This window comes from Streptomyces beihaiensis, from assembly GCF_026274175.1.
GTDB lineage: Bacteria > Actinomycetota > Actinomycetes > Streptomycetales > Streptomycetaceae > Streptomyces > Streptomyces beihaiensis.
In genome coordinates this window covers 1-25,344 of the sequence record NZ_JAPHNL010000013.1, presented here as the reverse complement: position 1 = coordinate 25,344, position 25,344 = coordinate 1, and the positions used below count along the sequence as shown (strand labels likewise).

Sequence of the window (25,344 nt, the reverse complement as noted above, 5' to 3'; positions counted from 1 at the left end):
GCTCACCCGGCGAGCGTCCCGGTGCGGGCAGCCCCGGTCCGGGCAGCCCCGGTCCGGGCGGCCAGCCTCTCCAGGCGTTCCTCGCTCTCGTCGTCCACGGGCACGCACGCGACCAGGCGCTTGGCGCTCCGGTCCGGCGACAGCCACAGGTGCCGGTGTTCCAGGCGGAGCATCCCGATCTCCGGGTCGGGGTGCAGATACCGCTTGACGTGCGGGGTCATCGGCGCGACGTCGTGCAGCTCCCACAGCGCGCGGAACTCCTCCGACGCCGCCAGCAGCATGTCGAGCCGCTCCTTCCACGCGGGCTCGGCGAGGTGCTCGGTCATGGCCTGGCGGAATTTCGCGACGATGGCGGGCAGCATCACGTCCCGCTCCACGCACTGGGTGCGCCAGCGCTCGCTCATGGCCATCAGCCACAGCCCGTTGCGGTGCTCGGGGGCGAGCTCGGCGGGGTCTCCGAAGACGTCGGCGTAGGGCTGGTTCCAGGCCAGGATGTCGTAGCGGGCGTTCTTCACCGTGGCCGGGAAGGGCGCCAGCTTGTGCATGGTGCGCAGCGTCGCGGCGGTGATGGTCGTGCACGCGGTCTCGGCCCGCGGGTCGCTGACGCCGGCCAGCGCGAAGGCGTGGGACCGCTCGGTCGGGTCCATCTGGAGCGCGCGGGCGACGGCGTCGAGCACGCCCGGTGACACGTTGATGGCGCGGCCCTGCTCCAGCCACGTGTACCAGGTCACACCGACCGCGGCGAGGTGCGCGACCTCCTCGCGGCGCAGGCCGGGCGTGCGGCGGCGGGCGGTGCGCGGCAGACCCGCCTGCTCGGGGCTGATGCGTTCGCGGCGGCTGCGCAGAAACGCGGCCAGTTCGGCGCGGCGGGCCTCGTCCGCGGCGGCCGCGGTCGTCGCTGTGGGGGCGGTGGCGGTCATGTCACCAGGATGCTCCCGGCGCCATCCCGTTGCCAGGTACTGCCTGTAACAGGATGAGCTGACTCTGGTACCCGGTTGAGTGAGGAGCGATGGTCGATGCCATGACCTCCAGCTCCTCCACGACCTCACGTTCCCGGCCTGGACAGGATCGGGATACCGTCGAATACATGCCCGATGCAGTGGTCCCGCTCTCGCACGGCAGGCGGATGCTCGTCCTGGCGATCTGCTGCATGAGCCTGCTGATCGTCAGCCTCGACGTCACCATCCTGAATGTCGCCCTCCCGTCCATGGCGAAGGACTTCGGCGCCACGTTGCCGGGCATGCAATGGACGATCGACGCCTACACCCTGGTACTCGCCTCGCTGCTGATGCTGGCCGGGTCGACCGCCGACCGGATCGGCCGGCGCAGGATCTTCATGATCGGTCTGACGCTGTTCACGGCCGCCTCGGTGGCCTGCTCGCTGGCGCCGAACCTGAACGCGCTGGTCGCCTTCCGGATGGTGCAGGCGATCGGCGGTTCGATGCTCAACCCGGTCGCCATGTCGATCATCACGAACACCTTCACCGACCCGCGCGAGCGCGCTCGCGCCATCGGGGTGTGGGGCGGTGTCGTCGGTCTCTCGATGGCCGCGGGCCCGCTGGTGGGCGGGCTGCTCGTGGATTCCGTCGGCTGGCGCTCGATCTTCTGGGTCAATCTGCCCGTCGGCCTCGCGGCCCTGCTGCTGACGTGGAGGTTCGTCCCGGAGTCCCGCGCCCCCAAGGCCCGCCGCCCCGACCCGGTCGGGCAGCTGCTCATGATCGCGCTGCTGGGCTCGCTGACGTACGCGATCATCGAGGGCCCGCACGCGGGGTGGACCTCGGTACGGATCATGGTCTTCGCGGCGGTGGCCCTCGCCGCGCTGACCGGCATCATCGGCTACGAGCCGCGCCGCGAGGAGCCCCTCATCGACCTGCGGTTCTTCCGCTCGGCACCGTTCAGCGGCGCCACGGTCATCGCGATCGGCGCGTTCGCGGCGCTCGGCGGTTTCCTGTTCGTGTCCACGCTGTACCTCCAGGACGTACGGGGCCTGGACGCGCTGCACGCGGGTCTGTGGATGCTGCCGATGGCGGGGATGACGCTGGTGTGCGGGCCGGTCTCGGGCCGGCTGGTCGGCAGCCGGGGTCCGCGGACACCGCTGCTGGTCGCGGGCGCGGCGATGACGGCGAGCGGGGTGCTGTTCGCCGCGTTCGACGCGGAGACGTCGGACACCACCCTGTTCCTCGGCTACGTCCTGTTCGGCCTGGGCTTCGGCTTCGTCAACGCGCCGATCACCAACACCGCCGTCTCCGGCATGCCGCGCGCGCAGGCGGGCGTGGCAGCGGCCGTCGCCTCGACCAGTCGGCAGGTCGGCTCGACGCTCGGCGTCGCCGTGATCGGCGCGGTGCTCGCCTCGGGCATCGCCGGATCGCCGTACGTGAAGGCGTTCGTCGGGGCGAGCCGGGCCTGCTGGTGGATCATCGCCGGGTGCGGCCTCGCGGTGCTGCTGCTCGGCGCGCTGACCAGCGGCCGGTGGGCGCGCGAGACGGCCCGGCGGACGGCGGAGGGCCTGGAGGATCCGAAGGACGCGGCGGCCACGCGGGCGTCGACGGGGGCGTGAGCCCGCGCGGCGACACGGCGGCCGCCGAGCGGCCGCTCAGCCCCGCGGGGCCTCCCGCGCGGCCTCCCGCGCGAGGGCGAGGTCGTGGAGCTTCTCCAGGCGGGCACGGGTCTCGTCGTCGTGCGGCGTGTACGTCACCAGGCGCGCGCCGCCGTCCCGGCCGAGCCACAGGTCCGTGTGGACGACGTCCACCCGGCCGACGTGCGCGTTGCGGAAGTGCTTGACCTTGCTGGGGAAGGAGCCTCGCACCTCGTGCCGCTCCCACACCTCACGGAACTCGGCGGAGTCGTCGGTGAGCCGCTTGATGAGCAGCTTCCAGGCGGGCTCCCCGAGGTGATCGGCCATCGTGGCACGGAACTTGGCGGCCATGTTGGCGAGCACCTCGTCACGGTCGATGAGCGAGCTGCGCCAGGCGTCGTGCGTGAAGGCGAGGAGCATGCAGTTGCGGTCCTCGGCCGGGACCTCGTCCAGGTCGCACAGGAGCATCCCGTACGTGCGGTTGTGGGCGACGATGTCGTAGCGGCTGTTCTGCACACAGGCCGGGTACGGCTCCAGCTGCCGCATCATGGCGACCAGTTCGGGGCTGAGCGGGGTGCAGCTCGCCGCCGGTGTCGGGTCGATCGCCCCGGCCAGGCCGAACAGGTGGGCGCGCTCGCTGGCGTCGAGCCGCAGCGTGCGGGCGAGCGCGTCGAGCACCTGCGCCGAGACCTGGATGTCGCGGCCCTGCTCCAGCCACGTGTACCAGGTGACCCCGACCGCGGAGAGCTGTGCGACCTCCTCGCGGCGCAGGCCGGGCGTGCGGCGGCGCCGCCCGCGCGGCAGGCCGACGTCCTCGGGCGCGATGCGCTCGCGGCGGCTGCGCAGAAACCCGGCCAGTTCGTGGCGGCGGATCTCGGCGGGCGTGTCCACCGGCTGCGCGTGCCGCGCCTGCTGCGTCTGCCCCGTCTGCCGCGCCGGGTACGTCTGGTTCGCCGCGAACTCGTCGTGCGTCATGACGGTCATGCTGCCAGCATGCCGAAGCGGTGGTCCTGTTTCCAGGTAGGACTTCTACCAGGATAAGAACACTCTGGTACCACCTTGAGGGGTGGTGGACTCTCGATGCCATGTCCACCTCGACATCCACCTCGTCCTCGCCCTCGCCGTCCCCCTCCTCCTCGTCCTCGTCCTCGCTTTCATCGGCTCCCTCGACACAGCGGCCGCCGGTCGCACCCGCCGCGCCGGTCGGCACGACCACGCTCAGCGGCCCTGGCCTCTTCACCGTGCTCCTCGGCGCCGCCCTGCCGCTCATCGACTTCTTCATCGTCAACGTCGCCCTGCCCACGATCGACCGCGACCTCTCGGCGAGTGAACCGGTTCTCGAACTGGTCGTCGCCGGTTACGGCATCGCGTACGCCGTTCTGCTCGTCCTGGGCGGCCGCCTCGGCGATCTCCTCGGCCGCCGCCGCCTGTTCCTCGGGGGCATGGCGGCATTCGGCCTGACCTCGCTGGCCTGCGGCCTCGCGCCGACCGCGTGGACCCTGGTCGCGGCGCGGGTGGCGCAGGGCGCGGCCGCGGCGGCGATGCTGCCGCAGGTCCTGGCGACCGTGCAGGCCACGACGACCGGGCGGCACCGGGCGCGCGCGATGAGCATGTACGGCGCCACGGCGGGCCTGTCGATGGTGACCGGGCAGGTACTCGGCGGCGTCCTGGTCTCGGCGGACGTGCTCGGCACGGGCTGGCGCTCGGTGTTCCTCGTCAACGTGCCCGTGGTCGTGCTCGCCCTGATCCTCACGGGCCGTACGGTCCCCGAGACCCGCTCGCCGCGCCCGGAGCCGGTCGACGGCCCCGGCACGGTGCTGCTCACCCTGGCCCTCCTCGCGCTCCTCGCTCCGCTGACGGAGGGCCGGTCGGCGGGGTGGCCGCTGTGGACGTGGCTGTCGCTCGCCGCGTTCGTACCGCTCTCGTACGCCTTCTACGCGGTGGAGCGCCGGGCGGACCGCGCGGGCCGCACACCGCTGGTCCCGCCGTCCCTCTTCCGCCTCACGTCCCTGCGCAGGGGCATCGTGATGGTGCTGCCGTTCTCGGTCGGGTTCAGCGGCTTCATGTTCGTGATCGCGGTGGCGTTGCAGCAGGGCGAGGGGCAGAGCGCGACCCGCGCGGGCCTGGCACTCGCGCCCATGGCGCTGGTCTTCTTCGCGGTGTCGCTCGCCGGTCCGCGCCTGGTGGCCCGGTGGGGCACCCGGGTGATCACGGTCGGCGGGCTCGCACAGGCGGCGGGGGTGGCGCTGATCGCGCTCGCCGCGTGGCGCACCTGGCCTGACCTCGGCACCGTGCAGCTGCTCCCGGGCGCGGCGCTCGCCGGTGCGGGTCAGGCGCTGCAACTGCCCATCCTCTTCCGGGTCATCCTCTCCGAGGTACCGGCGCAGCGGGCGGGTGTCGGCGGCGGCGTGATGACGACGGCGCAGCAGGCGGCGTTGGCGCTCGGCGTGGCCACGCTGGGCTCCCTGTTCCTCTCGCTGGTCCCCGGCATGGGCATGCGCGACGCTCTGGTGGCCACGCTCCTGGCCCAGCTCGCCGCGGTGGCCCTGACGGTGGGGCTGAGCCTGCGGCTGCCCCGGACGGTGAAGTAGGCGCCGAGGCGCGCTCGCGGAAAAACACGCCGACGACACCGATGAGTTCTCGGGCCGGGTCCGGTCCACACAACCGACAGACTTACGAACGGACGTCGGGTGTACTGACCCGACGGGCCGACCGACGGACCGACGGACCCATAGCCCCCCTCACAGCCCACAAGGAGACCATCATGCGGATCGTCATCAGCGAGTTCATGAGCCTGGACGGTGTCGTGCAGGCGCCCGGCGGCCCCGACGAGGACACGGACGGCGGCTTCGCCCACGGTGGCTGGTCGCACCAGTTCTTCGACCCGGAGGTCGTCGGCGGGGCGTTCACGGGTCAACTGGAGTCGGCGGAGGCGCTGCTGTTCGGGCGTCGCACCTGGTCGGTGATGGCCGGGGCGTGGCCGGAGCGGGCGGGCGACCCGTTCGCCGACAAGATGAACGCGATCAAGAAGTACGTGGTGTCGAACACGCTCACCGAGTCCGATCTGACCTGGAACAACACCACGCTGATCCCGGGTGCCGAGGCCGTCTCCCACCTGCGCAAGCTGCGCGATGCCGAGGGCGGCGACCTGCTCCTGATGGGCAGCCCGACCCTGGCCCGCGCCCTGATCGGCGCCGACCTGGCGGACGAGCTCACGCTGGTGATCATGCCGGTGCTGCTCGGCGGCGGAAAGTCGATCTTCCCGGCGGACGGCGCCCTGCGCACGCTCGAACTGACCTCGACGACCACCAGCGACAAGGGCGTCCAGGTGTGCACGTACCGCAGGGCCGGGGAGCGGTCGTAGCGTCTTGCCGTATGACAACCGACTCTCCGGCGTCCCGCCGCGCCGAACTCTTCACCGCGCCCGCCTCAAAGGCCCGCTTCGCCGCTCCCGCCGTCGGCGAGGAGCGGCGGATGCTGGCCGGGTTCCTCGCCGCGCAACGCGCCACACTGGAGCTGAAGTGCCAGGGCGTGGAGGCCGAGTTGGCGACACGTTCGGCCGCCCCGTCGACGCTGTCGCTGCTCGGCCTCGTACGGCATCTGGCCGATGTCGAGCGCCGCTGGTTCCGCGAGGTACTGGCCGGGCAGGACGCCCCGCCCCGCTATTCGACCCCGGACGACCCGGACGGCGACTTCGACGGCGCGCGGGACGCCGGACCGGGGGCCGTGGCCGAGGCGTGGACGGCCTGGCGCGCGGAGACGGCGTTCGCGGACGAGCTCATCGCCTCCGCGCCGGACCTGGACATCGAGGGCACGGACACGTGGCGGGGCAGGGTGTCGCTGCGCTGGGTCGTGATCCACATGATCGAGGAGTACGCGCGCCACAACGGCCACGCGGACCTGCTGCGGGAGCGGATCGACGGAGCGGTGGGCCTGTGAACGGAGAGGTGAGCCCGCGAACAGGGCGGTGAGCCTGCAGAGCGGCCGGCGAGGCGCCCGGTGACAGATGACGAATGACAGATATTGAAATCTGTCATTCGTCATGGCATGGTGGAGCCATGACCGAGAACGAGAAGACCCCGCAGAACCCGACCGTCTCCGTCCCCACCCGCCCCCTCGGCACCACCGGCCCTGCCGTCTCCGCGCTCGGCCTCGGCTGCATGGGCATGTCCGCGCTGTACGGCGACGCCGACCGCGCCGAGTCCATCGCCACCATCCACGCCGCGCTCGACGCGGGCATCACCCTCCTGGACACCGGCGACTTCTACGCCATGGGGCACAACGAGATGCTGATCGGCGAGGCCCTGCGCACCGCGCCCGCCGCCGCCCGCGAGAAGGCGCTGACCAGCGTGAAGTTCGGCGCGCTCCGCGACCCGGACGGCGGCTGGTCCGGCTACGACGGGCGTCCGGCGGCCGTGAAGAACTTCGCCGCCTACAGCCTCCAGCGCCTGGGCGTCGACCACATCGACGTCTACCGGATCGCCCGCCTCGACCCGGACGTACCGGTCGAGGAGACCGTCGGCGCCATCGCCGAGCTGGTCGAGAAGGGCCATGTCCGCCACATCGGCCTGAGCGAGGTGGGCGCCGAGACCATCCGCCGGGCCGCCGCCACCGCGCCCATCGCCGACCTGCAGATCGAGTACTCCCTCATCTCACGCGGCATCGAGGAGTCGATCCTGCCGACCACCCGCGAACTCGGCATCGGCGTCACCGCGTACGGAGTGCTCTCCCGCGGCCTGATCTCCGGCCACTTCACCCGTGACCGGCGGCTCGCCGCGAACGACTTCCGCGGCATGAGCCCCCGCTTCCAGGGCGACAACCTCCAGCACAACCTCGACCTGGTCGAGCGGCTGCGCAAGATCGCCGAGCAGAAGGGCGTCAGCGTCGCCCAGATCGCCATCGCGTGGGTGCTCGCGCGCGGCGCGCAGCACGGCCACGACATCGTGCCGCTGGTCGGCGCCCGCCGCCGGGACCGTCTCGCCGAGGCCCTCGGCGCGCTCGACGTCACGCTCGACGCCGGTGACCTCGCCTCGATCGAGGAGGCGGTGCCCGCCGACGCGGCGGCCGGCGAGCGCTACCCTGCCGGGCAGATGGCGCACCTCGACAGCGAGCGCTGACGAGCGCCGGGTACGGTCACTGGCATGGCACCACCCACCGAAGCCCTGACCCCCGAACGCATCCTCGAAGCGACCGAGGAGGTTCTGCGCCGGCACGGCGTCGCGAAGGCGACCGTCGTCGACGTGGCACGCGCGCTCGGGGTCAGCCACGGCACGGTGTACCGGCACTTCCGCACGAAGGCGGCGCTGCGCGAGGCCGTCACCAAGAGGTGGCTGGACCGGACCACCGCCGTGCTCGCGGACGTCACCTCCGGCTCCGAGGAGCCCGCCGCGAAACTGCGGCACTGGCTGGCCGCCCTGTTCGACGCCAAGCGGCACAAGGCGGGTGACGATCCGGAGCTGTTCGACACGTACACGGTGCTCACGAACGAGAACAGCGCCGCGGTCGACGCGCACATCGGCGATCTGACCGGCCAGTTGACGGCGATCCTCCAAGAGGGCGTCGAGCGTGGGGTGTTCGAGGTGGGTGACCTCGCGGCGACGGCCCGCGCGGTCTTCGAGTCCACGGCCCATTTCCACGATCCCGTGTACGCGCCGCAGTGGTCCCGCCCCGACGCGCCCGCCGCGTTCGACGCGGTGACGTCCCTGGTCCTGCGGGGCCTGACGCCCCGCTGACCCCGACGCCCCAGAAGCAGCCGGGCCCCGGCCCACCGGACGGAATCCGGTGGGCCGGGGCCCGGGCACGTACGACCGGTGGAGCCGTCAGCAGCCGACCAGGCGGGCGGCCAGGTAGCCCTCGATCTGGTCGAGGGACACTCGCTCCTGCTTCATCGAGTCCCGCTCGCGCACGGTCACCGCGTTGTCGTCGAGCGTGTCGAAGTCGACCGTGACGCAGAACGGCGTACCGATCTCGTCCTGGCGGCGGTAGCGGCGCCCGATCGCGCCCGCGTCGTCGAACTCGATGTTCCAGTTCTGCCGCAGCGCCGCCGCGAGGCCCTTCGCCTTCGGCGACAGCTCCGGGTTGCGGGACAGCGGAAGCACCGCCACCTTCACCGGGGCGATGCGGTGGTCGAAGCGCATGACCGTGCGCTTCTCCATCTTGCCCTTGGCGTTGGGCGCCTCGTCCTCGACGTACGAGTCGAGCATGAAGGCCAGCATCGTGCGGCCGACGCCCGCCGCCGGCTCGATGACGTACGGCGTGTACCGCTCGCCCTTCTCCTGGTCGAAGTAGGAGAGGTCCTGGCCGGACGCCTTCGCGTGGGCGCCCAGGTCGTAGTCCGTGCGGTTGGCGACACCCTCCAGCTCGCCCCACTCGCTGCCGCCGAAGCGGAACCGGTACTCGATGTCAGCCGTGCGCTTGGAGTAGTGGGAGAGCTTCTCCGCCGGGTGCTCGTACCACCGCATGTTCTCCTCGCTCATGCCGAGGCCGGTGTACCAGTTCCAGCGCTGCTCCATCCAGTACTCGTGCCACTTCTCGTCCTCGCCCGGCTTGACGAAGAACTCCATCTCCATCTGCTCGAACTCGCGCGTACGGAAGATGAAGTTGCCCGGCGTGATCTCGTTGCGGAAGCTCTTGCCCATCTGGGCGATGCCGAACGGCGGCTTGCGGCGCGAGGTCGTCTGGACCTGGGAGAAGTTGGTGAAGATGCCCTGCGCGGTCTCGGGGCGCAGGTACGCGACCGAGCCGCTGTCCTGCGTCGGGCCCAGGTGCGTGGAGAGCAGACCCGAGAACTGCTTGGGCTCGGTGAAGGCGCCCTTGGTACCGCAGTTGGGGCAGTTGATGTCGGCCAGGCCGTTCTCCGGCAGGCGGCCCTTCTTCTCCTCGAACGCCTCCTCCAGGTGGTCCGCGCGGAACCGCTTGTGGCAGGAGGTGCACTCGGTGAGCGGGTCGGTGAACGTGGCGACGTGGCCCGACGCCTGCCAGACCTCGGTGGCCAGGATCACGGACGAGTCCAGACCGACGACGTCCTCGCGCGCGGTGACCATGTAGCGCCACCACTGACGCTTGATGTTCTCCTTCAGCTCCACGCCCAGCGGACCGTAGTCCCAGGCGGCGCGCTGGCCGCCGTAGATCTCGCTGCACGGGTAGACGAAGCCACGGCGCTTGCTGAGGCTGACGATGGTGTCGATCTTGTCGGCGGCCACGGTGCTCTCTTCATTACGACGGCGATGAAGCCCGCTGGATACGGACTCCGGGAGCGAATGCCTCAGGTTACCGGCGGGACCGTCCCCCGAACCAAATCGGTTCCCACCCGAAGCTTGTTGACAATGGTTTCCACTTTCGTTGAAAATGACTGTCATGAACGAGTGCCACGCCTCGCGCCGCCGCCCCGGTCGCCGCCGCCTGATATCCACCGCCGCCGTCACCGCCACCACGCTCCTCGGCCTCACGGCCCTGACCGCGTGCTCGTCCATGACGGCCGCGGACGGCAAGAACGCCGGCAACGGCAAGAACGGCAAGCTGGACGTCGTGGCCTCCTTCTATCCGCTGGAGTACCTCGCCCAGGAGATCGGCGGCGACCACGTCTCCGTGAGCGACCTCACCGAGCCCGGCCAGGAGCCGCACGACCTCGAAGTGAGCGCCAAGCAGCGCACCGACATCGAGAAGGCCGACGTCGCCCTCTACCTGAAGAACCTCCAGCCCTCCGTCGACGAGGCGATCAGCCAGTCCGGAGCGAAGACGAAGATCGACGCCGCCTCCCTGACCAGCATGGAGAAGCACGGCGACGAGGTCGGCGGCCACGCCCCGGAGCACGACCACACGCACGGCGAGCACGAGGGCGACGACCCGCACATCTGGCAGGACCCGGTCCGCTTCGCCGAGGTCGCCAAGGGCGTCGGCAAGGCGTTCGAGAAGGCCGACCCGGGCCACGCGGCCGCGTACGAGAAGAACACCGCGGCCCTGGTGAAGAAGCTCGGCGACCTCGACACCGAGTACCGCGAGGGCCTGAGGAACACCAAGTCCAAAGTCTTCATCACCACCCACGCCGCCTTCGGTTACCTCGCCGAGCGCTACGGCCTCACCGAGGAGGCCATCAACGGCCTCGACCCGGAGAGCGAGCCCAGCGCCGCCCGCGTCAAGGACCTCCAGAAGCTGGCGAAGGCCGACGGGGTCACCACCGTCTTCTACGAGACGCTCGTCAGCGACAAGACGGCGAAGACCCTGGCGAACGACGCCCACCTGAGGACCGACGTGCTCGACCCCATCGAGGGCATCACCGCCAAGTCCAAGGGCCGGGACTACATCCAGGTCATGGAGTCCAACCTGAAGGCGCTGCGCAAGGCTCTCGGCGCCAAGTGACCACGAAGCACCGAGCGACCACAGAGGGCGGTCCCGCCATGAACGACGAACCTGACCTGACCGAACCCGTCATATCCCTGCGCGGCGTCACCGCCGAGCTCGGCGCGCGGCCCGTGCTGCGCGGCATCGACCTGACCGTGCGCCGCGGCGAGGTCGTCGCGCTGCTCGGCGCCAACGGCTCCGGCAAGTCCACGGCGATCCGCACCATCGTCGGGCAGGTCCCGCCGACCGGCGGCGAGATCGACATCCTGGGCACCCCGCGCCGCCGCTTCAAGCAGTGGGCGCGCGTCGGTTACGTACCGCAGCGCACCACGGCGGCGGGCGGCGTGCCCGCCACGGTGGCCGAGGTCGTCTCCTCCGGCCGCCTCTCCCGCGCCCGCTTCGGGCTCCTGCGCAAGGCCGACCGGACGGCCGTGCACCACGCGCTCGACCTGGTGGGGATGGCCGACCACGCGAAGGACTCCGTCGACGCCCTCTCCGGCGGGCAGCACCAACGCGTGCTCATCGCCCGCGCCCTGGCCTCCGAGCCGGAGGTGCTGATCATGGACGAGCCGATGGCGGGCGTGGACCTGGCCAGCCAGGAGGTCCTCGCGGACACCCTGCGCAAGCAGGTCGCGGCGGGCGCCTCGGTCCTGCTCGTCCTGCACGAACTCGGGCCGCTCGAACCGCTGATCGACCGCGCGGTGGTGCTGCGCGACGGCTGCGTCCTGCACGACGGCCCGCCGCCGAAGGCCGTCGGCCAGCACGCGCTGCCCGGCCACGACCACGTCCACCCGCACACCCCCGCCGACGCCGAACCGCTCCGCATGGGCCTGCTGAGCTGAGTGCGTGAGAAGAGAGTGACAGAGTGATGGACTTCCTCGACTACGCCTTCATGCAGCGGGCGCTGCTCGCCGCCGTCCTCGTCGGCGTCACGGCCCCCGCGGTCGGCATCTACCTGGTCCAGCGCCGTCAGGCGCTGATGGGCGACGGCATGGGCCATGTGGCCATGACCGGCGTCGGCCTCGGCTTTCTGCTGTCCACGTCGCCGGTGTGGATGGCGACGCTCGTCTGCGTCGTCGGCTCGGTGGTGATGGAGCTGATCCGCTGGTACGGCAAGACGCGCGGCGACATCGCGCTCGCCATGCTCTTCTACGGCGGTATGGCGGGCGGCGTCATGTTCATCAACCTGGCGCCCGGCGGCTCCAACGCCAACCTCAACTCGTACCTGTTCGGCTCGCTGTCGACGGTCTCGCCGCAGGACGTGACGGCGATCTGCGTGCTCGCCGCGTTCGTGATCCTGGTGACGGTGGGGCTGCGGCGGCAGCTGTTCGCGGTGAGCCAGGACGAGGAGTTCGCGCGGGTCACCGGACTTCCGGTGCGCGCGCTCAACCTGCTGGTCGCGGTCACCGCGGCGATCACGGTGACCGTGGCGATGCGGGTGGTGGGCCTGCTCCTGGTGTCGGCGCTGATGGTGGTGCCGGTGGCGGCGGCGCAGCAACTGACCCGCAGCTTCAGGGCGACGTTCGTGATCGCGGTGGCGATCGGCGTCTCGGCGACGCTGGGCGGCACGATCACCTCGTACTACCAGGACGTGCCCCCGGGGGCCACGATCGTGCTGCTCACCATCGCCCTGTTCATCGCCCTGACGGCCCTGGCCACACCACTGGCCCGGCGCCGCGTGCGGGCGGCGGCCACGGGATGCACGCTCCCGCGGCAGGCCACGACGCCGGAGAGGCCGACGGCCGACCGCGTGGCCGAACCGGCGGCCGAGGTCTGACCCGGCCGCCGCGCCGCCTGGCACAATGACGGCACGGAGACAGACGCGAGGAGGAACTTGTGGCAGCCCCGGTTCGAGGCAGGTCGACCCGCCAGCGCGCGGCTGTGGCGGCGGCGCTCGACGAGGTGGACGAGTTCCGCAGCGCCCAGGAACTGCACGACGTGCTCAAGCACAAGGGCGACTCGGTCGGCCTGACAACCGTGTACCGCACGCTTCAGTCCCTGGCCGACGCCGGAGAGGTGGACGTCCTGCGGACCACGGACGGCGAGTCCGTCTACCGCCGCTGCTCCACCGGCGAACACCACCACCACCTGGTCTGCCGCGTCTGCGGTAAGGCGGTGGAGGTGGAGGGCCCCGCGGTGGAGAGGTGGGCCGAGTCGATCGCCGCGGAGCACGGGTACGTCAACGTGGGCCACACGGTGGAGATCTTCGGTACGTGCGCGGACTGCGCGGCGTCGGAGACGACAGCGAAGGCGGAGAAGGCGGAGCGGGCGAACTGAGCCCTAGATCCGGCTGATGTGCCGGTCCAGCAGAGCCCGGAGGGCGTCCACGCCCCCGGGCTCCGCCGTACCGCGCTTGGGCAGCACGATGAGGCAGGACGCGTTCTTGTCGCCGCTGAGCAGGACGAAGGTGTCGGCGGTCTCGGTGTAGCGCGGGGCGGCGGTCCAGTTCAGGTGGGTGGAGCCGCCCGCGTTGGTGACGGCGACGCCGGTGTCGTCGACCCGGGTCCGGCAGGCGCCGTGCCGGGTGGCCATCCTGTGGAGCTGACGGGTGAGCACCTGGGGCTTCACCACGAAGACGACCAGGCACATCACGGCGGCGAACACCAGCGACTGGAGGTCGACGGCAAGGCGCTCACCGCCGGCGAGCGACACCGCGAAGGTTCCGACACAGACGGCGGAGATCACGATCGCCATGTACTTCATCCGCCGGTCGGCGCCCGTCACCTTCGCCCGCGCTCTGAGCGCCTGTCTCGTCTCGTCGGGCGTGTGCTGGTACTCCAGCGCGACGCAGTCCTCCGCCGTCCGTTCAACCTGCTGTTCCACGGGCCCTCCCCTGGATCTCGCCAATGATCGAGGAGAGGTTAGCCCGGCGCGCTACTGCTCGGGCACCTCGGAGGTGCGCCCCTCCATCGCCAGCAGCTCCTCGTTGGGGATCGCCCCGCCGAAGCGGCGGTCGCGGGAGGCGTATTCGAGGCAGGCGCGCCACAGGTCGCGGCGGTCGAAGTCCGGCCACAGGACGTCCTGGAAGACCATCTCGGCGTACGCGCTCTGCCACAGCAGGTAGTTGGAGGTGCGCTGTTCGCCGCTGGGGCGCAGGAACAGGTCCACGTCCGGCATGTCCGGGTAGTACATGTACTTGGCGAAGGTCTTCTCGTTCACCTTCGACGGGTCGAGGCGCCCCGCCCTCACGTCCTCGGCGAGCGCCTGCGCGGCGTCGGCGATCTCGGCACGGCCGCCGTAGTTCATGCAGAAGTAGAGCGTCAGCCTGTCGTTGTCCTTGGTCTGCTCCTGGGAGATCTCCAGCTCCCTGGCGACCGACTTCCACAGCTTCGGCATGCGGCCGACCCACCGCACCCGCACGCCCAAATCGTCCAGCTGGTCACGGGTCTTGCGGATGAAGTCGCGGTTGAAGTTCATCAGGAAGCGAACCTCGTCGGGCGAGCGCTTCCAGTTCTCGGTCGAGAACGCGTAGAGGGAGATGGCACCCACGCCCATCTCGATGGCACCCTGAAGCACGTCGAGGACCCGCTCGGCGCCGACCTTGTGGCCTTCCGTGCGCGGCAGGCCGCGCCCCTTCGCCCACCGCCCGTTGCCGTCCATCACGATGGCGACGTGCTCCGGCACCAGCTCGCCGGGGATCTTCGGCGGACGCGCGCCCGACGGGTGCGGTTCGGGCGTGCTGTACTCGTGGCGTGACGTCCGTCCGAGGAATCCGCGACGTGCCATGTTCCGGGCCTCTCCCCTACTAGCTTTACTAGCTGTACTAGCTTTTCTCTACGTATCGCAAGGAGCGCAGTCCGCGCTCCAGGTGCCAGTGCAGGTACGCCGACACGAGCCCGCTGCCCTCCCTGACGTACCGCGCCTCGCACGCGTCGGCCGTCTCCCAGTCTCCCGTGAGCAGCGCGCCGAGCAGCGCGAGGGCCTGTGGTGAGGGTACGACGCTGCCCGGCACCCGGCAGTCGACGCAGACCGAGCCGCCCGCGCCCACCGAGAAGAACCGGTTCGGACCGGGCATTCCGCACTTGGCGCAGTCGCCGAAGCTGGGCGCGTAGCCGTTGACGGCGAGGGAGCGGAGCAGGAACGCGTCGAGGACGAGGTTCGGCTCGTGCTCGCCGCGCGCGAGCGTGCGCAGCGCGCCGACGAGCAGCAGATACTGCTGCACCGACGGCTCGCCCTCGTGGTCGGTGAAGCGCTCCGCCGTCTCCAGCATCGCCGTCCCGGCGGTGTAGCGGCCGTAGTCGGTCACGATGGCGCCACCGTACGCGGCGATGGTCTCGCTCTGCGTGCACAGCGGGAGCCCGCGCCCGACCAGTTCGCTGCCGCGCGCGAAGAACTGCACGTCGACGTGGGAGAACGGTTCGAGCCGCGCCCCGAACTTCGACTTCGTACGCCGCACGCCCCGCGCCACGGTCCGTACGCGTCCGTGACCGCGCGTGAGCAGCGTGATGATGCGGTCCGCTTCACCCAGCTTCTGGGTGCGCAGCACGATGCCGTCGTCGCGGAACAGGCTCATGCGTCCATTCTGCCCTTACGAGAACGGAGGCAGCGGCGCACCCGGCTCTTCCAGCCATGCCCGGCCCCTGGCCCGTACGGTCGGCGGCAGCCGGTCGCTCAGGTCGGCGACGGTCACCGCACGCAGCGAGTCGCGCCAGGCGCGGTCGGCGTCGTGCATGACCTGCGTCACGGTGCACGGCCCCGTGCACGGTTCGACGGGCACCACGCACGCGCCGCGCTGCCGGATCTCGGTGCAGACGAACGGTGGCGCCGCCCCTTCGACCGCCTCCACCACGTCGAGCACGGTGATCTCCTCCGGGTCCCGCGCGAGCCGGAACCCGCCGCGCGGCTTCGGGCGGACGGCGGCAGCCCGAAACCGACTCGTACGACGCGCCCGCTACGTTCATGGGATGCAGCAACAGCCTTCGGAGGCCCGGGCCTTGTGTCGCTTCCTCACCGCCGCCCCGCACGAGTGGCCGCGCCTCGCCCCGCGAGTGACCGAGGCCGTCGGCACGGACGCCCTGGAGCGGATCGTCCGCGCCACGCTCGCCCGGACCGGCGGCCGAGTGACCGTGACGGACGGCGAGGACGGCCTGATCGTCTCCGGTGACAAGGGCCGCGTACGCGCCTGGGCCCTCGCCGCGGACGACGGCACGCTGACGGCCCTGCGCATCGAACCCGCCCGCTACACGCCACCACGGCGCCCGCGCCTGCCCGCGCCGGTGGCCCTGGCCGCGCTACTCCTCCTGGTCACCGCGTGGAACGTCCTGACCGCCTGGACGGCGCCCGCCCGCACGGCCTGGCTCGGCGACACGGCCACGTTCGCCGCGTTCTGCGTCCTCGTGGTGGGCAGCGGCGTCCTGGCGCAGCAGCCCCTGGCGCTGCGTGGCCCGGTCGCGGCCGGTGCCGTCGCCGTGCTCGCCTCGGCGGGGCGGCTGCCCCGCCTGCCCGCGGACCTCGGCGACGTACTGGGCCTTGCGGCAGGCGCGGCCCTGTTGGCGGCAGCCACGTGGCTGGTCGCCGCGGTACGCCTGCACCGCTGGAAGACCCCCGTCTCACAGCCGCTCCTCTTCCCCCTGGAGGGCGCCTGGTACATCGCCCAAGGCGGCGGCCGCCTGCTGAACCACCACGCCCGGATACCCGAACAGCGCGGCGCGCTCGACCTGGTCCAGCTGGGCCGGTACGGCACCCGCACCCGGCCCGGCCGCGCCCTTGCCGCCTACGCCGCGTACGGCCGCCCGGTCCTCTCCCCCTGCGACGGCACGGTCACGTCCGCCGCCGACACGGTCCAGGACCAGCGGCCGGGAACGATCCGCTACCAACCGCCCTACGGCAACCACGTGTTCCTCGACACCGGCCGGGAAACCGTCAAACTCGCCCACCTGCGCCCCGGCTCGCTCACGGTGGCCACCGGCGACACGGTCCGCCGGGGCCAGCTCCTCGGGGAGGTCGGCAACACGGGCAACACGACCGAACCTCACCTCCACATCCACGCCGAACGCGACGGCGTCGGCCTGGACCTGCGCTTCACCGACGTGCCGGGACGCCTCTACCGCGGGCGGCGGATCAGGGCCCGAGACCGCGACGGCCACCGCCCCGGCACACCCCTCTAAGGCACCTCCCCGCGGCTCCTTCTGTTCTCGTACGCGGTCGCCGCCCGCAGCCGCTCCGTCGTCGTGGCCACACGCAGGGTCTCCGGCGGGCACTCCCACTCACGCCCGCCCCCGTACGGCCGCAGCTGTACGTACGGCCCCTCGTGCCCCATCACCCGACCGACCCGCCCCGTACTGGTGTCGACTGCGTACGAACCGATCGGCGGTTTCATCGAGTGCTGCTCCTGTCGTCCGCTGGCGCGAGAAGTGCGGCGGCGAGCCGCGCCGCCACGTCAACCGAACAACGCCCCAATTCCACCAATGGACACGGGGCCTCACGAGCGATTGACCCCAGGTCCAGTCCGAGCGAGGGCAGCTTAATTCCCGCGCTCGCGAGCGCGGCCCGCAATTTCTCCACCGTTTCCTCCGCTTCCTGTACGCACTGCTCGGCGTGCTTCCCGTGGCCCGTCACGTGGCTCCCCTTCCCGATTCGATTTCACGCTTTCGACCCCCACGGTGACGTGCGCGAACTACAGTGGGGAGGGGTCTGCGCACTACAAGTACGGGGCAGAACTTGGGGGTTGGCCATGGCCAATGCTTCGGGCGGCGGCACGGGTAACGGATCGCGGCAGGCGGTGTGGGAGTTCTTCGGCGCGGAGCTGAAGAGGCAGCGGGAGGAGGCCGGTCTCACACAGGTGGAGCTGGGGGCGCGGGTATTCGTCTCCGGCGGCTACATCGGCCAATTCGAACAGGCAATTCGCAAACCGCAGCTGGATGTCGCCCAGAGGATCGACACCGTCCTGCAAACCGATGGTTTTTTCGAGCGCACATGGCGCAAGCTCATCGACGACAAGCGGTACGCGGATTACTTCGCGGCGGTCGTGGAGCTGGAGCGGACGGCCACGAAGATCTGTGAGTTCGCGCCGTCGGTGCTGCCCGGCCTGTTGCAGACGGCCGCGTACGCGCGGGCCGTCACGATCGCGGCCAACCCGTTCGTCACGGACGCGTACGTCGAGGAGAAGGTGTCGGCCCGACTGGAACGGGCACACATCCTCGACGACGCTACAAGGCCCGAGTATTGGGCGGTCCTGCACGAGAACCTGCTGCGCTGCCCGGTGGGCGGCCCGGCCGCCATGGCCGAGCAGTTGGAACACGTGGCGGCGCTGATGCGGGAGCGGGTGGTGTGGGTGACGGTGATCCCGCAGGCGGCCGGAGCCTGCGCCTCCATGGGCGGGATGCTGCAGCTCATGGAGTTCGAGGACGCCCCGCCGGTCGCCTATACAGAGACGTCGTTCTCGGGAACGCTGCTGGACGATCCGGCTGTGGTGAAGCGGGCCCAGCGCGCATACGATCTGCTGAGGGTCGCCGCGCTGTCGCCGGAGGCGTCCCTGGCCCTGATCGAATCGGCGGCGGAGGACCACAGACAATGCGCGAGTACGACCTGAGCAACGCCCGCTGGCGCAAGAGCAGTTACAGCAACGGCGAAGGTGGCAGCTGCGTCGAGGTCGCGTACGACTTCACCGGCGCCGCCAACTGGCGCAAGTCCACGTACAGCAACGGCGAGGGCGGCAACTGCCTCGAAGTCGCCGACGGCTACGACGGCGTCGTCCCCGTCCGCGACTCCAAGGTGGCGGACGGGGACATCGTCGTCATCGGCGCCGCCGCCTGGCATGCCTTCGTCGCGGGGGTCAGGTAGCGGTCAGGACCGGCGAGGGCACAGCGCCTTGTCCACGAGCACCGACATGGCGTCCATGGTCGCCTGGTCCGGCTGGACCGTCACCGCGATGCTGACGGCCCGGCCGTCGTCCGTGGCACCGCCACGGGTCTCGTAGCCGGTCATGCTGCCGCCGTGCCCCCAGTAGACGCCGCCGCCTGGGGGCATGGGCGTGGCTGCCGGGGGCGGCACCCCGATGTGCGGCTCCGGCGCGTGGGCGCGAGAAGACGCGGTCAAGCTCACCGTGGCGTACGGGAAGCCGCGACCAGCACCTGGTCGACCTCGTCGGCGGCGAGGGTCAGCGCCGCGCCGATCGTGCCGAGGACCTCGCGCTCGGCCGCCACGTAGGGGCCGTCGGCCAGGGCGACCCGGGCCCCTTGCAGCAGGATCGATTCCCGCCCGGCGGGGGCCAGGTGCGCGGCGAGCGGGTCGAGCGCCTCGTGGAGTTCGATGGCGAGCGAGACCGCGGGGCCCGCGTGTTCGGCGACCCGTCCCGCGTCCGTCAGCAACGCCTCGACGAGCGCGACGAGTTGGACGTCCGAGCAGCCCTCGAACCCGGCCTGCCGCAATGTGGCGACGGCGCAGTCGAGGGACGTACGTGAGGGTGGTCCGCCGACCCCTCCGGTGCCGCCCGCCGCGAGCACGGCGAGCACCACCGTGTGCACGGCGTCCCGCAGCATCGCGGAGAACCGGTGTGTGGTCGGGTGGTCGAGGGCGTCCGCCCCGAAGCGGCCGGCGCAGGCCGCGCACTGGACGACCGGGCCGGTCGCGCCGCGCGGCAGCAGGGGCAGGCCGAGAACGGTGAGGCGGCGGCGGCCCGTGCGCCGCTCGTAGTTGCGGTCGCCGCCGCAGCCGGGGCAGAAGAACTCGCCGTCACCGACGGTGGTCCATGTGGTGTGCACGCCGAGAACCCGCGAAATTCCGGTTCGCCGCATACGTCCCGAGATCGCCAGCACGCCGCACACCTCCGTAACTCCCCCACGGCATCGTTGCCATGTGGGCGTGATGTTAGCCACATTGATGATGCGGCGTCAGCACCTCGGTCACGCAGAGGTCACGGAGGGGGCGGTTCCTGGCCGGTACACGACGTGGCCCCGTACGCCCGAAAAAGGCGTACGGGGCCACGAAAGTGCTGCTCAACCGCCTCAGCGGGCCGAGCGGTTGACCGCGGAGACGACGGCCTTCAGCGACGCACGTGTCGTATTCGCGTCGATGCCGATGCCCCACAGAACCTTGTCGCCGATGGCGACCTCGATGTAGGAGGCGGCGACGGCGGAGGCGCCCTCGCTCATCGTGTGCTCCTGGTAGTCCAGCAGGCGGGCGTCGATGCCGATGCCCTGCAGGGCGTGGAAGAAGGCCGAGATCGGGCCGTTGCCCGTCCCCACCAGCACCTGCTCGGCGCCGTCCACCTCGGCCTCGACGGTGAGCGTGTCGACGCCGTCGGTGTCGGTGGTGGTCTGCCCGGCCTTGAGCTGGATGCGGCCCCACGGGTTGGCCGGGTTGGGCAGGTACTCGTCCTGGAAGACGTCCCAGATCGCCTTCGGCGTGACCTCACCGCCCTCGGTGTCCGTCTTGGCCTGGATGACCTTGGAGAACTCGACCTGCATGCGGCGCGGCAGGTCCAGGCTGTGGTCGTTCTTGAGGACGTAGGCGATACCGCCCTTGCCGGACTGCGAGTTGACGCGGATGACGGCCTCGTAGGAGCGGCCGACGTCCTTGGGGTCGATGGGCAGGTACGGGACGGCCCACTCGATGTCGTCGACGGTCTTGCCCTGCTTCGCGGCGCGGGCCTCCATCGCCTCGAAGCCCTTCTTGATGGCGTCCTGGTGGGAGCCGGAGAAGGCGGTGTAGACCAGGTCGCCCGCGTAGGGGTGGCGCGGGTGGACCTCCATCTGGTTGCAGTACTCGGCGATACGGCGGACCTCGTCGATGTCCGAGAAGTCGATCTGCGGGTCGATGCCCTGCGAGAACAGGTTCATGCCCAGGGTGACCAGGTCGACGTTGCCGGTGCGCTCGCCCTGGCCGAACAGGCAGCCCTCGATACGGTCGGCTCCGGCCATCAGCGCCAGTTCCGCGGCGGCGACCGCCGTACCGCGGTCGTTGTGCGGGTGGACGGACAGGCAGATGTGCTCGCGGCGGGTCAGGCGGCGGCCCATCCACTCGAAGCGGTCCGCGTGCGTCGACGGGGTCGAACGCTCCACCGTGGCGGGCAGGTTGAGGATGATCTCGCGGCCGGGGCCCGGCTGCCAGACGTCGCACACCGCCTCGCAGACCTCCAGGGCGAAGTCCAGCTCGGTGTCGGTGAAGATCTCGGGGCTGTACTGGTAGCCGAACACCGTACCGCCGGACTCCAGGTCCAGCAGCTTCTGCGCGTACTCCATGACCAGGCGCGTGCCGTCGACGGCGATCTGCTTGATGTCGCCCTTGGTGCCGCGGAAGACGACCTCACGGAAGACCGGCGCGGTCGCGTTGTACAGGTGGACGGTGGCCCGCTTGGCACCCACCAGGGACTCGACGGTGCGCTGGATCAGGTCCTCGCGGGCCTGCGTCAGCACGGAGATCGTCACGTCGTCGGGGATGGCGTCCGGGTCCTCGATGATCGAGCGTACGAAGTCGAAGTCGGTCTGGCCGGACGACGGGAAGCCGACCTCGATCTCCTTGTAGCCCATCTTGACCAGCTGGTCGAACATCCGGCGCTTGCGCTCGGGGGACATCGGGTCGATCAGCGCCTGGTTGCCGTCACGCAGGTCGGTGGAGAGCCAGCGGGGAGCCTTGGTGATCCGGTTTTCCGGCCACGTGCGGTCCGGGATGTCCACCTGCTCGTAGCGACCGTACTTGTGAATCGGCATCGAGGTGGGACGCTGATGGTTCGGCATGATGCGTGGGGCCCTTCTGGGAAAGGTGGCCTTGCGGACGGCCGACGGCGCAACGCCAAACTCCGCGGGGAGGGGGTCGGCCTCGACTACAGGCCCTCGCCGCGGCAGCTAAGGAGAAGCAGCCCGAAACGCATGATGTGGACGACCATAGCCGAGTCCCGTCGGATGCACAGGCCCGTATCAGTATGCGGGATCACGGCGAGGTAACGGGTAACGGGTGACAAATAGCTCCATTTCACTAATACACGTCGCCGCTAGTGACAAGCCGACTACTCAGTGCCACATTGCCTGTCATGACCGCCAACGTCTTCCCCACCGCCGCCCCCGCTGTCTTCTGTTCCATCGTGCCGCCGCACATCCTCGACCGGGTCGCCCGCGCCGACGACACCGTCCTGGCCGAGCGCGCCCGCCGCACCCTGGAGCACGACGCCCGGCTGCGCACGGCACGCGCCACGACGGCCGGACCCGGCACCCGCACCGCGGCCCCCGCCCCCTCCCCCGAGGGCACCGACAAGCCGCAGCAGCGCACGATCTACGACGCGCACCACGGCAACGGCCTGCCCGGCACGAAGGTGCGCGGCGAAGGCGGCGACGCCGTCGACGACATCCCGGTCAACCGGGCGTACACGGGCCTGGGCGCCACCTTCGAGCTGTACCTGAGGGCCTACCAGCGGTATTCGATCGACGGCGCCGGGCTGCCCATGAACGCCTCGGTGCACTACGCGCAGGAGTACAACAACGCCTTCTGGAACGGCGAGCAGATGGTGTTCGGCGACGGCGACGGACGGCTGTTCAACGACTTCACCATCGCTCTCGACGTCATCGGCCACGAGCTGACCCACGGCGTCACCCAGTACACGGCGAACCTCGACTACAACGGCCAGTCCGGCGCCCTCAACGAGTCGCTCTCCGATGTCTTCGGCTCGCTCGTCAAGCAGTACGCCAAGGGCCAGAGCGCCCGGCAGGCCGACTGGCTGATCGGCGAGGGCCTGTTCACCTCCCGGGTCTCGGGCGTGGCGCTGCGCTCGATGAAGGCGCCGGGCACGGCGTACGACGACGACCAGCTCGGCAAGGACCCGCAGCCCGCCGACATGGACCACTACGTGCACACCGACCGGGACAACGGCGGGGTGCACATCAACTCGGGCATCCCCAACCACGCGTTCTACCTGGTGGCCGAGGCGCTCGGCGGCAACGCCTGGGAGCGGGCCGGGCAGATCTGGTACGACACGCTGACCGGCGGGCAGCTCGCCAGGGACGCCCAGTTCACCGACTTCGCCAAGGCGACCGTGCGGGCGGCCCGCGCCCGCTACGGCGAGGGCGCGGAGCTCGACGGGGTCCTCAAGGCGTGGTCCCAGGTCGGGGTCGCCACGAAGTAGCGGGCCCCGGCGAACGCGAAGGAGTAGACAGGGCCCATGCGTATCCACGTCACCCGCACCGGCGGATTCGCCGGGCTCTCCCGGCACGCCGAGGTCGACACGTCGGGCCGCGCCGACGCCCCCCAGTGGCACGCCCTGGCCGACCGCGCCCTCGCCGACGGCCGGGGCACACCACCGAAGGGCGTGCCGGACGGCTTCCAGTACACGATCACGGTGGACGACGACCGCACCGTCTACTGCGCGGACCCGCACCTCACGGACGAGCAGCGGCAACTGGTCTCACGGGTGCTGGGGGAGGGAGCGTAAGCCTCCCCGCCCCCTCCCCCGCCCCGCAGGGCCGCCGGGCCGCCGGGCCGCCGGGCCGCAGGGCCACCGCTCAGAGCGCGCCCGCGTCCCGTGCCGTCCAGACCGACGGGAACAGGGGACGAAAGCCCAGCTCCGAGCGGATGCGGGCGGTGGACATCACGCCGTACCAGGGGTCCGGGTCCGTCCTGTCGTACAGCGCGTCCGGTACGGGGACGCCGTTGAGCTGGAACAGGTCCACCGTCGTCACCGGGGCGTCGTCGGCGATGTTGTACACACCGGACACGCCGGGAGCGCCGGACACGCCGGGGGCGCCGGGGGCGTACAGCAGGCGCCGCAGGCCCTGGGCCACGTCCGCGTGATGGCCCATGTGCAGGCGCTGGGTGGCCGGCCAGTTCGGCGCCCAGCGCATCGCGTCGGCCAGGTGCGGGTCGCCGTCGCCGTACACGAACGGCAGGCGTGCGATGCGCAGGTCGCCGAGGCCGTCGAGCCCGGCCAGCGCCCGCTCCGCCTCCCACTTGGACCGCGGGTACGCGCCCCACAGGTGGCCGCCCGGCCGCGTCTCGTCGTCCTCCACCAGCGGCCTGCCCCGCCCCGTGCCGTAGACGAGGCCCGTGCTGACCTGCACGAAACGGCGGACCCCCGACGCCACCGCGGCCCGCCCGAGTTCGGCGGCCGCGTCCCGGTTGACCGCGACCGCCTCCTCGTCCGGCACGCCGCGGAAGGCGGCCGCGACGTTCACCACGGCGTCGGCCCCGGCCGTCGCCTTGCCGAGGATCTCGGTGTCCCGCAGATCACCGACGACCACCTGCGCCCCGAGCCGCGCGAACGGCTCGCCGCGCTCGGCGTCGCGCACCAGGACCCGTACCTCGTCGCCGGGCTCCTTCTGCTGGAGCAGGCGGGGCACGAAACGGCGTCCGACCTGGCCTGTCGCGCCTGTCACCAAAGTCAGCATGGGGGTCACTCCTCGGTGTCGTTCCGGTTTCCGCCGCGTTCGACGGCGTACTCCCAGCCTTCGCGGCCTCGCGGCGCGGCGGGAGAGACGCGGTTGTCCAGGGACCAGCACTCCCTGGATAAGAACCCGCGGCCGGGGGAGGCTGGAAGCGTGGACCGAAACGAACTCGCCGACTTCCTGCGCCTGTCCCGCGCCCGGCTCAGCCCGTCCGACGTGGGCCTGAACACGGGCCCGCGCCGCCGCACGCCGGGGCTTCGCCGCGAGGAGGTGGCGCAGCTCGCCGGGATGTCGACCGACTACTACACACGTCTTGAGCAGCGGCGCGGCTCGCACCCCTCGCGCCAGATGCTCACCGCGCTGGCCCGCGCGCTGCGGCTCACGGACGTCGAGCGCGACCATCTGTTCCACCTGGCCGGCGAGGAGCCGCCGCGGCCCGGCGGGTCGTCGGGACATGTCCGGCCGGGGCTGCTGATGATCCTGGACCGGCTGCACGACCTGCCGGCCTCGGTGCTCAGCGACTGGGGCGAGGCGCTGGCGCAGAACAGCATGTCGGTGGCGCTGAGCGGCGACCTCACCGGCGTGAACCTGATCCGCCGGTGGTTCACGGAGCCCGCCGCCAGGGCCCTGTTCCCCGCCGAGAACCACGAGGCGCACAGCCGGGCGCACGTGGCGAGCCTGCGCGCGGTCACCGCGGCCCGGCCCGACGACCCGGGCCCCGCCGCGCTCGTGGCCGAGCTGCGCGCGGGCTCGGCGGAGTTCGAGCGGCTGTGGGCCTCGCACGAGGTCGTGGTGCGCCGCCCGTCACCGAAACGCTTCCTGCACCCGGTCGTCGGCACCCTCGACCTGGACTGCGAGGTGCTGCTCAGCGACGGGCAGAGCCAGCAGCTCGTGGTGCACTCGGCGCGGCCGGGCACGCCCACGTACGAGCGCCTTGAGCTGCTGCGGGTCGTCGGGCTCCAGGACCTGACGCCGGACCGGGGCTGAACGGGCCGGATGGGCCTGAACGGCCCAGGACGGGCCTGGACGAGCCTGGACGGGCCTAGCTTGATCTTTAACCTCCGACGTCGAATGCTGCGTCGAACTTGATCACTCGGTCTGGTATCCGCCGTACGTGAA

At 71.1% G+C, this 25,344-nt stretch carries 27 protein-coding genes and 1 pseudogene; 16 read left to right on the top strand and 12 right to left on the bottom strand.

Features of this window, described 5'->3' with window-relative positions; translation table 11 throughout:
* Positions 1–2 precede the first annotated feature (2 nt).
* Positions 3–920 (bottom strand): helix-turn-helix transcriptional regulator, encoded by a 918-nt coding sequence (locus OFY01_RS02395; protein WP_266595824.1) that lies wholly within the window; start codon positions 918–920, stop codon positions 3–5.
* Positions 921–1,087: 167 nt separating this feature from the next.
* Between OFY01_RS02395 and OFY01_RS02390 the strand changes: the two genes are divergently transcribed.
* A complete protein-coding gene (locus OFY01_RS02390; RefSeq protein ID WP_266595822.1) occupies positions 1,088–2,557 on the top strand; it encodes an MFS transporter in 1,470 nt (489 codons plus the stop codon).
* 36 nt (positions 2,558–2,593) lie between these two features.
* Here the strand turns inward: OFY01_RS02390 and OFY01_RS02385 are convergent, their stop codons facing one another.
* On the bottom strand, positions 2,594–3,559 hold the full coding sequence (locus OFY01_RS02385) for a helix-turn-helix transcriptional regulator (protein ID WP_266595820.1): 966 nt from the start codon (positions 3,557–3,559) through the stop codon (positions 2,594–2,596).
* A 101-nt stretch (positions 3,560–3,660) separates the two neighbouring features.
* On the opposite strand from OFY01_RS02385, the gene OFY01_RS02380 reads away from it, so the two are divergent.
* From OFY01_RS02380 to OFY01_RS02360, 5 genes are all read left to right on the top strand, one after another.
* Positions 3,661–5,166 (top strand): MFS transporter, encoded by a 1,506-nt coding sequence (locus OFY01_RS02380; protein WP_266595818.1) that lies wholly within the window; start codon positions 3,661–3,663, stop codon positions 5,164–5,166.
* Between the two features lie 173 nt (positions 5,167–5,339).
* Positions 5,340–5,939 (top strand): dihydrofolate reductase family protein, encoded by a 600-nt coding sequence (locus tag OFY01_RS02375; protein ID WP_266595816.1) that lies wholly within the window; start codon positions 5,340–5,342, stop codon positions 5,937–5,939.
* An 11-nt stretch (positions 5,940–5,950) separates the two neighbouring features.
* Positions 5,951–6,514 carry a DinB family protein gene (locus OFY01_RS02370; RefSeq protein ID WP_266595814.1) on the top strand — a complete coding sequence of 188 codons (564 nt, stop codon included), beginning with the start codon at positions 5,951–5,953 and terminating at the stop codon, positions 6,512–6,514.
* Positions 6,515–6,633: 119 nt separating this feature from the next.
* Positions 6,634–7,692 (top strand): aldo/keto reductase, encoded by a 1,059-nt coding sequence (locus tag OFY01_RS02365; protein WP_266595812.1) that lies wholly within the window; start codon positions 6,634–6,636, stop codon positions 7,690–7,692.
* Between the two features lie 24 nt (positions 7,693–7,716).
* Positions 7,717–8,307: a TetR family transcriptional regulator gene (locus OFY01_RS02360; RefSeq protein ID WP_266595810.1), complete on the top strand. Its 591-nt coding sequence runs from the start codon at positions 7,717–7,719 to the stop codon at positions 8,305–8,307.
* An 87-nt stretch (positions 8,308–8,394) separates the two neighbouring features.
* On the opposite strand, the gene OFY01_RS02355 is transcribed toward OFY01_RS02360, so the two are convergent.
* Positions 8,395–9,777 carry a glycine--tRNA ligase gene (locus OFY01_RS02355; protein WP_266595808.1) on the bottom strand — a complete coding sequence of 461 codons (1,383 nt, stop codon included), beginning with the start codon at positions 9,775–9,777 and terminating at the stop codon, positions 8,395–8,397.
* Positions 9,778–9,922: 145 nt separating this feature from the next.
* Between OFY01_RS02355 and OFY01_RS02350 the strand changes: the two genes are divergently transcribed.
* Genes OFY01_RS02350 through OFY01_RS02335 form a run of 4 tightly spaced genes read left to right on the top strand, consistent with a single transcriptional unit; the run spans position 9,923 to position 13,192 of the window.
* Positions 9,923–10,933, top strand: coding sequence for a metal ABC transporter substrate-binding protein (locus OFY01_RS02350; protein ID WP_407700264.1), 1,011 nt, complete (start codon positions 9,923–9,925; stop codon positions 10,931–10,933).
* 38 nt (positions 10,934–10,971) lie between these two features.
* A complete protein-coding gene (locus tag OFY01_RS02345) occupies positions 10,972–11,757 on the top strand; it encodes a metal ABC transporter ATP-binding protein (protein WP_266595804.1) in 786 nt (261 codons plus the stop codon).
* A gap of 26 nt (positions 11,758–11,783) precedes the next feature.
* On the top strand, positions 11,784–12,692 hold the full coding sequence (locus tag OFY01_RS02340; protein WP_266595803.1) for a metal ABC transporter permease: 909 nt from the start codon (positions 11,784–11,786) through the stop codon (positions 12,690–12,692).
* Between the two features lie 59 nt (positions 12,693–12,751).
* The gene (locus OFY01_RS02335; RefSeq protein ID WP_266595802.1) at positions 12,752–13,192 is read left to right on the top strand and encodes a Fur family transcriptional regulator; all 441 of its coding nucleotides are present in this window, start codon (positions 12,752–12,754) and stop codon (positions 13,190–13,192) included.
* Between the two features lie 3 nt (positions 13,193–13,195).
* Here the strand turns inward: OFY01_RS02335 and OFY01_RS02330 are convergent, their stop codons facing one another.
* From OFY01_RS02330 to OFY01_RS02315, 4 genes and pseudogenes are all read right to left on the bottom strand, one after another.
* Positions 13,196–13,738: a YcxB family protein gene (locus OFY01_RS02330; protein WP_266595800.1), complete on the bottom strand. Its 543-nt coding sequence runs from the start codon at positions 13,736–13,738 to the stop codon at positions 13,196–13,198.
* A 51-nt stretch (positions 13,739–13,789) separates the two neighbouring features.
* A complete protein-coding gene (locus tag OFY01_RS02325) occupies positions 13,790–14,641 on the bottom strand; it encodes an isoprenyl transferase (protein WP_266595798.1) in 852 nt (283 codons plus the stop codon).
* 37 nt (positions 14,642–14,678) lie between these two features.
* A complete protein-coding gene (gene recO, locus OFY01_RS02320) occupies positions 14,679–15,428 on the bottom strand; it encodes a DNA repair protein RecO (RefSeq protein WP_266595796.1) in 750 nt (249 codons plus the stop codon).
* 15 nt (positions 15,429–15,443) lie between these two features.
* A pseudogene (locus tag OFY01_RS02315) lies at positions 15,444–15,746 on the bottom strand (RrF2 family transcriptional regulator); the annotation flags it as partial.
* Positions 15,747–15,819: 73 nt separating this feature from the next.
* Between OFY01_RS02315 and OFY01_RS02310 the strand changes: the two are divergent.
* Positions 15,820–17,022 carry a M23 family metallopeptidase gene (locus tag OFY01_RS02310; protein WP_266595795.1) on the top strand — a complete coding sequence of 401 codons (1,203 nt, stop codon included), beginning with the start codon at positions 15,820–15,822 and terminating at the stop codon, positions 17,020–17,022.
* Here OFY01_RS02310 and OFY01_RS02305 read toward each other — a convergent pair.
* A complete protein-coding gene (locus OFY01_RS02305; protein ID WP_266595794.1) occupies positions 17,019–17,234 on the bottom strand; it encodes a hypothetical protein in 216 nt (71 codons plus the stop codon). The two genes, OFY01_RS02310 and OFY01_RS02305, sit on opposite strands and share 4 nt — an antisense overlap.
* A 354-nt stretch (positions 17,235–17,588) precedes the next feature.
* On the opposite strand from OFY01_RS02305, the gene OFY01_RS02295 reads away from it, so the two are divergent.
* Positions 17,589–18,446 carry a helix-turn-helix domain-containing protein gene (locus OFY01_RS02295; RefSeq protein ID WP_266595790.1) on the top strand — a complete coding sequence of 286 codons (858 nt, stop codon included), beginning with the start codon at positions 17,589–17,591 and terminating at the stop codon, positions 18,444–18,446.
* Positions 18,428–18,697, top strand: coding sequence for a DUF397 domain-containing protein (locus OFY01_RS02290; RefSeq protein WP_266595788.1), 270 nt, complete (start codon positions 18,428–18,430; stop codon positions 18,695–18,697). The genes OFY01_RS02295 and OFY01_RS02290 overlap by 19 nt, the downstream gene beginning before the upstream one ends.
* 3 nt (positions 18,698–18,700) lie before the next feature.
* Here OFY01_RS02290 and OFY01_RS02285 read toward each other — a convergent pair whose 3' ends face one another.
* The 3 genes from OFY01_RS02285 to leuA form a co-directional block, all read right to left on the bottom strand.
* Positions 18,701–18,952: a hypothetical protein gene (locus OFY01_RS02285; protein WP_323135465.1), complete on the bottom strand. Its 252-nt coding sequence runs from the start codon at positions 18,950–18,952 to the stop codon at positions 18,701–18,703.
* 2 nt (positions 18,953–18,954) lie between these two features.
* Positions 18,955–19,650, bottom strand: a complete 696-nt coding sequence (locus OFY01_RS02280; RefSeq protein WP_266595786.1) for a tellurite resistance TerB family protein — start codon at positions 19,648–19,650, stop codon at positions 18,955–18,957.
* A gap of 210 nt (positions 19,651–19,860) precedes the next feature.
* Positions 19,861–21,591, bottom strand: coding sequence for a 2-isopropylmalate synthase (gene leuA, locus OFY01_RS02275; protein ID WP_266595784.1), 1,731 nt, complete (start codon positions 21,589–21,591; stop codon positions 19,861–19,863).
* Between the two features lie 293 nt (positions 21,592–21,884).
* Here leuA and OFY01_RS02270 point away from each other — a divergent pair, with 293 nt between their 5' ends.
* Positions 21,885–22,970 (top strand): M4 family metallopeptidase, encoded by a 1,086-nt coding sequence (locus tag OFY01_RS02270; protein ID WP_266595782.1) that lies wholly within the window; start codon positions 21,885–21,887, stop codon positions 22,968–22,970.
* A 36-nt stretch (positions 22,971–23,006) separates the two neighbouring features.
* Positions 23,007–23,276 (top strand): protealysin inhibitor emfourin, encoded by a 270-nt coding sequence (locus OFY01_RS02265; RefSeq protein WP_266595780.1) that lies wholly within the window; start codon positions 23,007–23,009, stop codon positions 23,274–23,276.
* Between the two features lie 70 nt (positions 23,277–23,346).
* On the opposite strand, the gene OFY01_RS02260 is transcribed toward OFY01_RS02265, so the two are convergent.
* Complete coding sequence (locus OFY01_RS02260) at positions 23,347–24,228, bottom strand: NAD-dependent epimerase/dehydratase family protein (RefSeq protein WP_266595778.1); 882 nt, start codon at positions 24,226–24,228, stop codon at positions 23,347–23,349.
* Between the two features lie 150 nt (positions 24,229–24,378).
* On the opposite strand from OFY01_RS02260, the gene OFY01_RS02255 reads away from it, so the two are divergent.
* Positions 24,379–25,212, top strand: a complete 834-nt coding sequence (locus OFY01_RS02255; protein WP_266595776.1) for a helix-turn-helix transcriptional regulator — start codon at positions 24,379–24,381, stop codon at positions 25,210–25,212.
* The last annotated feature ends 132 nt before the right edge of the window (positions 25,213–25,344 follow it).

Excerpts from the sequence above, each read along its gene's own strand:
- OFY01_RS02395 (WP_266595824.1), bottom strand. The coding sequence starts at position 920 with ATGACCGCCACCGCCCCCACAGCGACGACCGCGGCCGCCGCGGACGAG.
- OFY01_RS02390 (WP_266595822.1), top strand. The coding sequence starts at position 1,088 with ATGCCCGATGCAGTGGTCCCGCTCTCGCACGGCAGGCGGATGCTCGTC.
- OFY01_RS02385 (WP_266595820.1), bottom strand. The coding sequence starts at position 3,559 with ATGACCGTCATGACGCACGACGAGTTCGCGGCGAACCAGACGTACCCG.
- OFY01_RS02380 (WP_266595818.1), top strand. The coding sequence starts at position 3,661 with ATGTCCACCTCGACATCCACCTCGTCCTCGCCCTCGCCGTCCCCCTCC.
- OFY01_RS02375 (WP_266595816.1), top strand. The coding sequence starts at position 5,340 with ATGCGGATCGTCATCAGCGAGTTCATGAGCCTGGACGGTGTCGTGCAG.
- OFY01_RS02370 (WP_266595814.1), top strand. The coding sequence starts at position 5,951 with ATGACAACCGACTCTCCGGCGTCCCGCCGCGCCGAACTCTTCACCGCG.
- OFY01_RS02365 (WP_266595812.1), top strand. The coding sequence starts at position 6,634 with ATGACCGAGAACGAGAAGACCCCGCAGAACCCGACCGTCTCCGTCCCC.
- OFY01_RS02360 (WP_266595810.1), top strand. The coding sequence starts at position 7,717 with ATGGCACCACCCACCGAAGCCCTGACCCCCGAACGCATCCTCGAAGCG.
- OFY01_RS02350 (WP_407700264.1), top strand. The coding sequence starts at position 9,923 with ATGACTGTCATGAACGAGTGCCACGCCTCGCGCCGCCGCCCCGGTCGC.
- OFY01_RS02345 (WP_266595804.1), top strand. The coding sequence starts at position 10,972 with ATGAACGACGAACCTGACCTGACCGAACCCGTCATATCCCTGCGCGGC.
- OFY01_RS02340 (WP_266595803.1), top strand. The coding sequence starts at position 11,784 with ATGGACTTCCTCGACTACGCCTTCATGCAGCGGGCGCTGCTCGCCGCC.
- OFY01_RS02325 (WP_266595798.1), bottom strand. The coding sequence starts at position 14,641 with ATGGCACGTCGCGGATTCCTCGGACGGACGTCACGCCACGAGTACAGC.
- recO (WP_266595796.1), bottom strand. The coding sequence starts at position 15,428 with ATGAGCCTGTTCCGCGACGACGGCATCGTGCTGCGCACCCAGAAGCTG.
- OFY01_RS02310 (WP_266595795.1), top strand. The coding sequence starts at position 15,820 with ATGCAGCAACAGCCTTCGGAGGCCCGGGCCTTGTGTCGCTTCCTCACC.
- OFY01_RS02305 (WP_266595794.1), bottom strand. The coding sequence starts at position 17,234 with ATGAAACCGCCGATCGGTTCGTACGCAGTCGACACCAGTACGGGGCGG.
- OFY01_RS02295 (WP_266595790.1), top strand. The coding sequence starts at position 17,589 with ATGGCCAATGCTTCGGGCGGCGGCACGGGTAACGGATCGCGGCAGGCG.
- OFY01_RS02290 (WP_266595788.1), top strand. The coding sequence starts at position 18,428 with ATGCGCGAGTACGACCTGAGCAACGCCCGCTGGCGCAAGAGCAGTTAC.
- OFY01_RS02280 (WP_266595786.1), bottom strand. The coding sequence starts at position 19,650 with ATGCGGCGAACCGGAATTTCGCGGGTTCTCGGCGTGCACACCACATGG.
- leuA (WP_266595784.1), bottom strand. The coding sequence starts at position 21,591 with ATGCCGAACCATCAGCGTCCCACCTCGATGCCGATTCACAAGTACGGT.
- OFY01_RS02270 (WP_266595782.1), top strand. The coding sequence starts at position 21,885 with ATGACCGCCAACGTCTTCCCCACCGCCGCCCCCGCTGTCTTCTGTTCC.
- OFY01_RS02265 (WP_266595780.1), top strand. The coding sequence starts at position 23,007 with ATGCGTATCCACGTCACCCGCACCGGCGGATTCGCCGGGCTCTCCCGG.
- OFY01_RS02260 (WP_266595778.1), bottom strand. The coding sequence starts at position 24,228 with ATGCTGACTTTGGTGACAGGCGCGACAGGCCAGGTCGGACGCCGTTTC.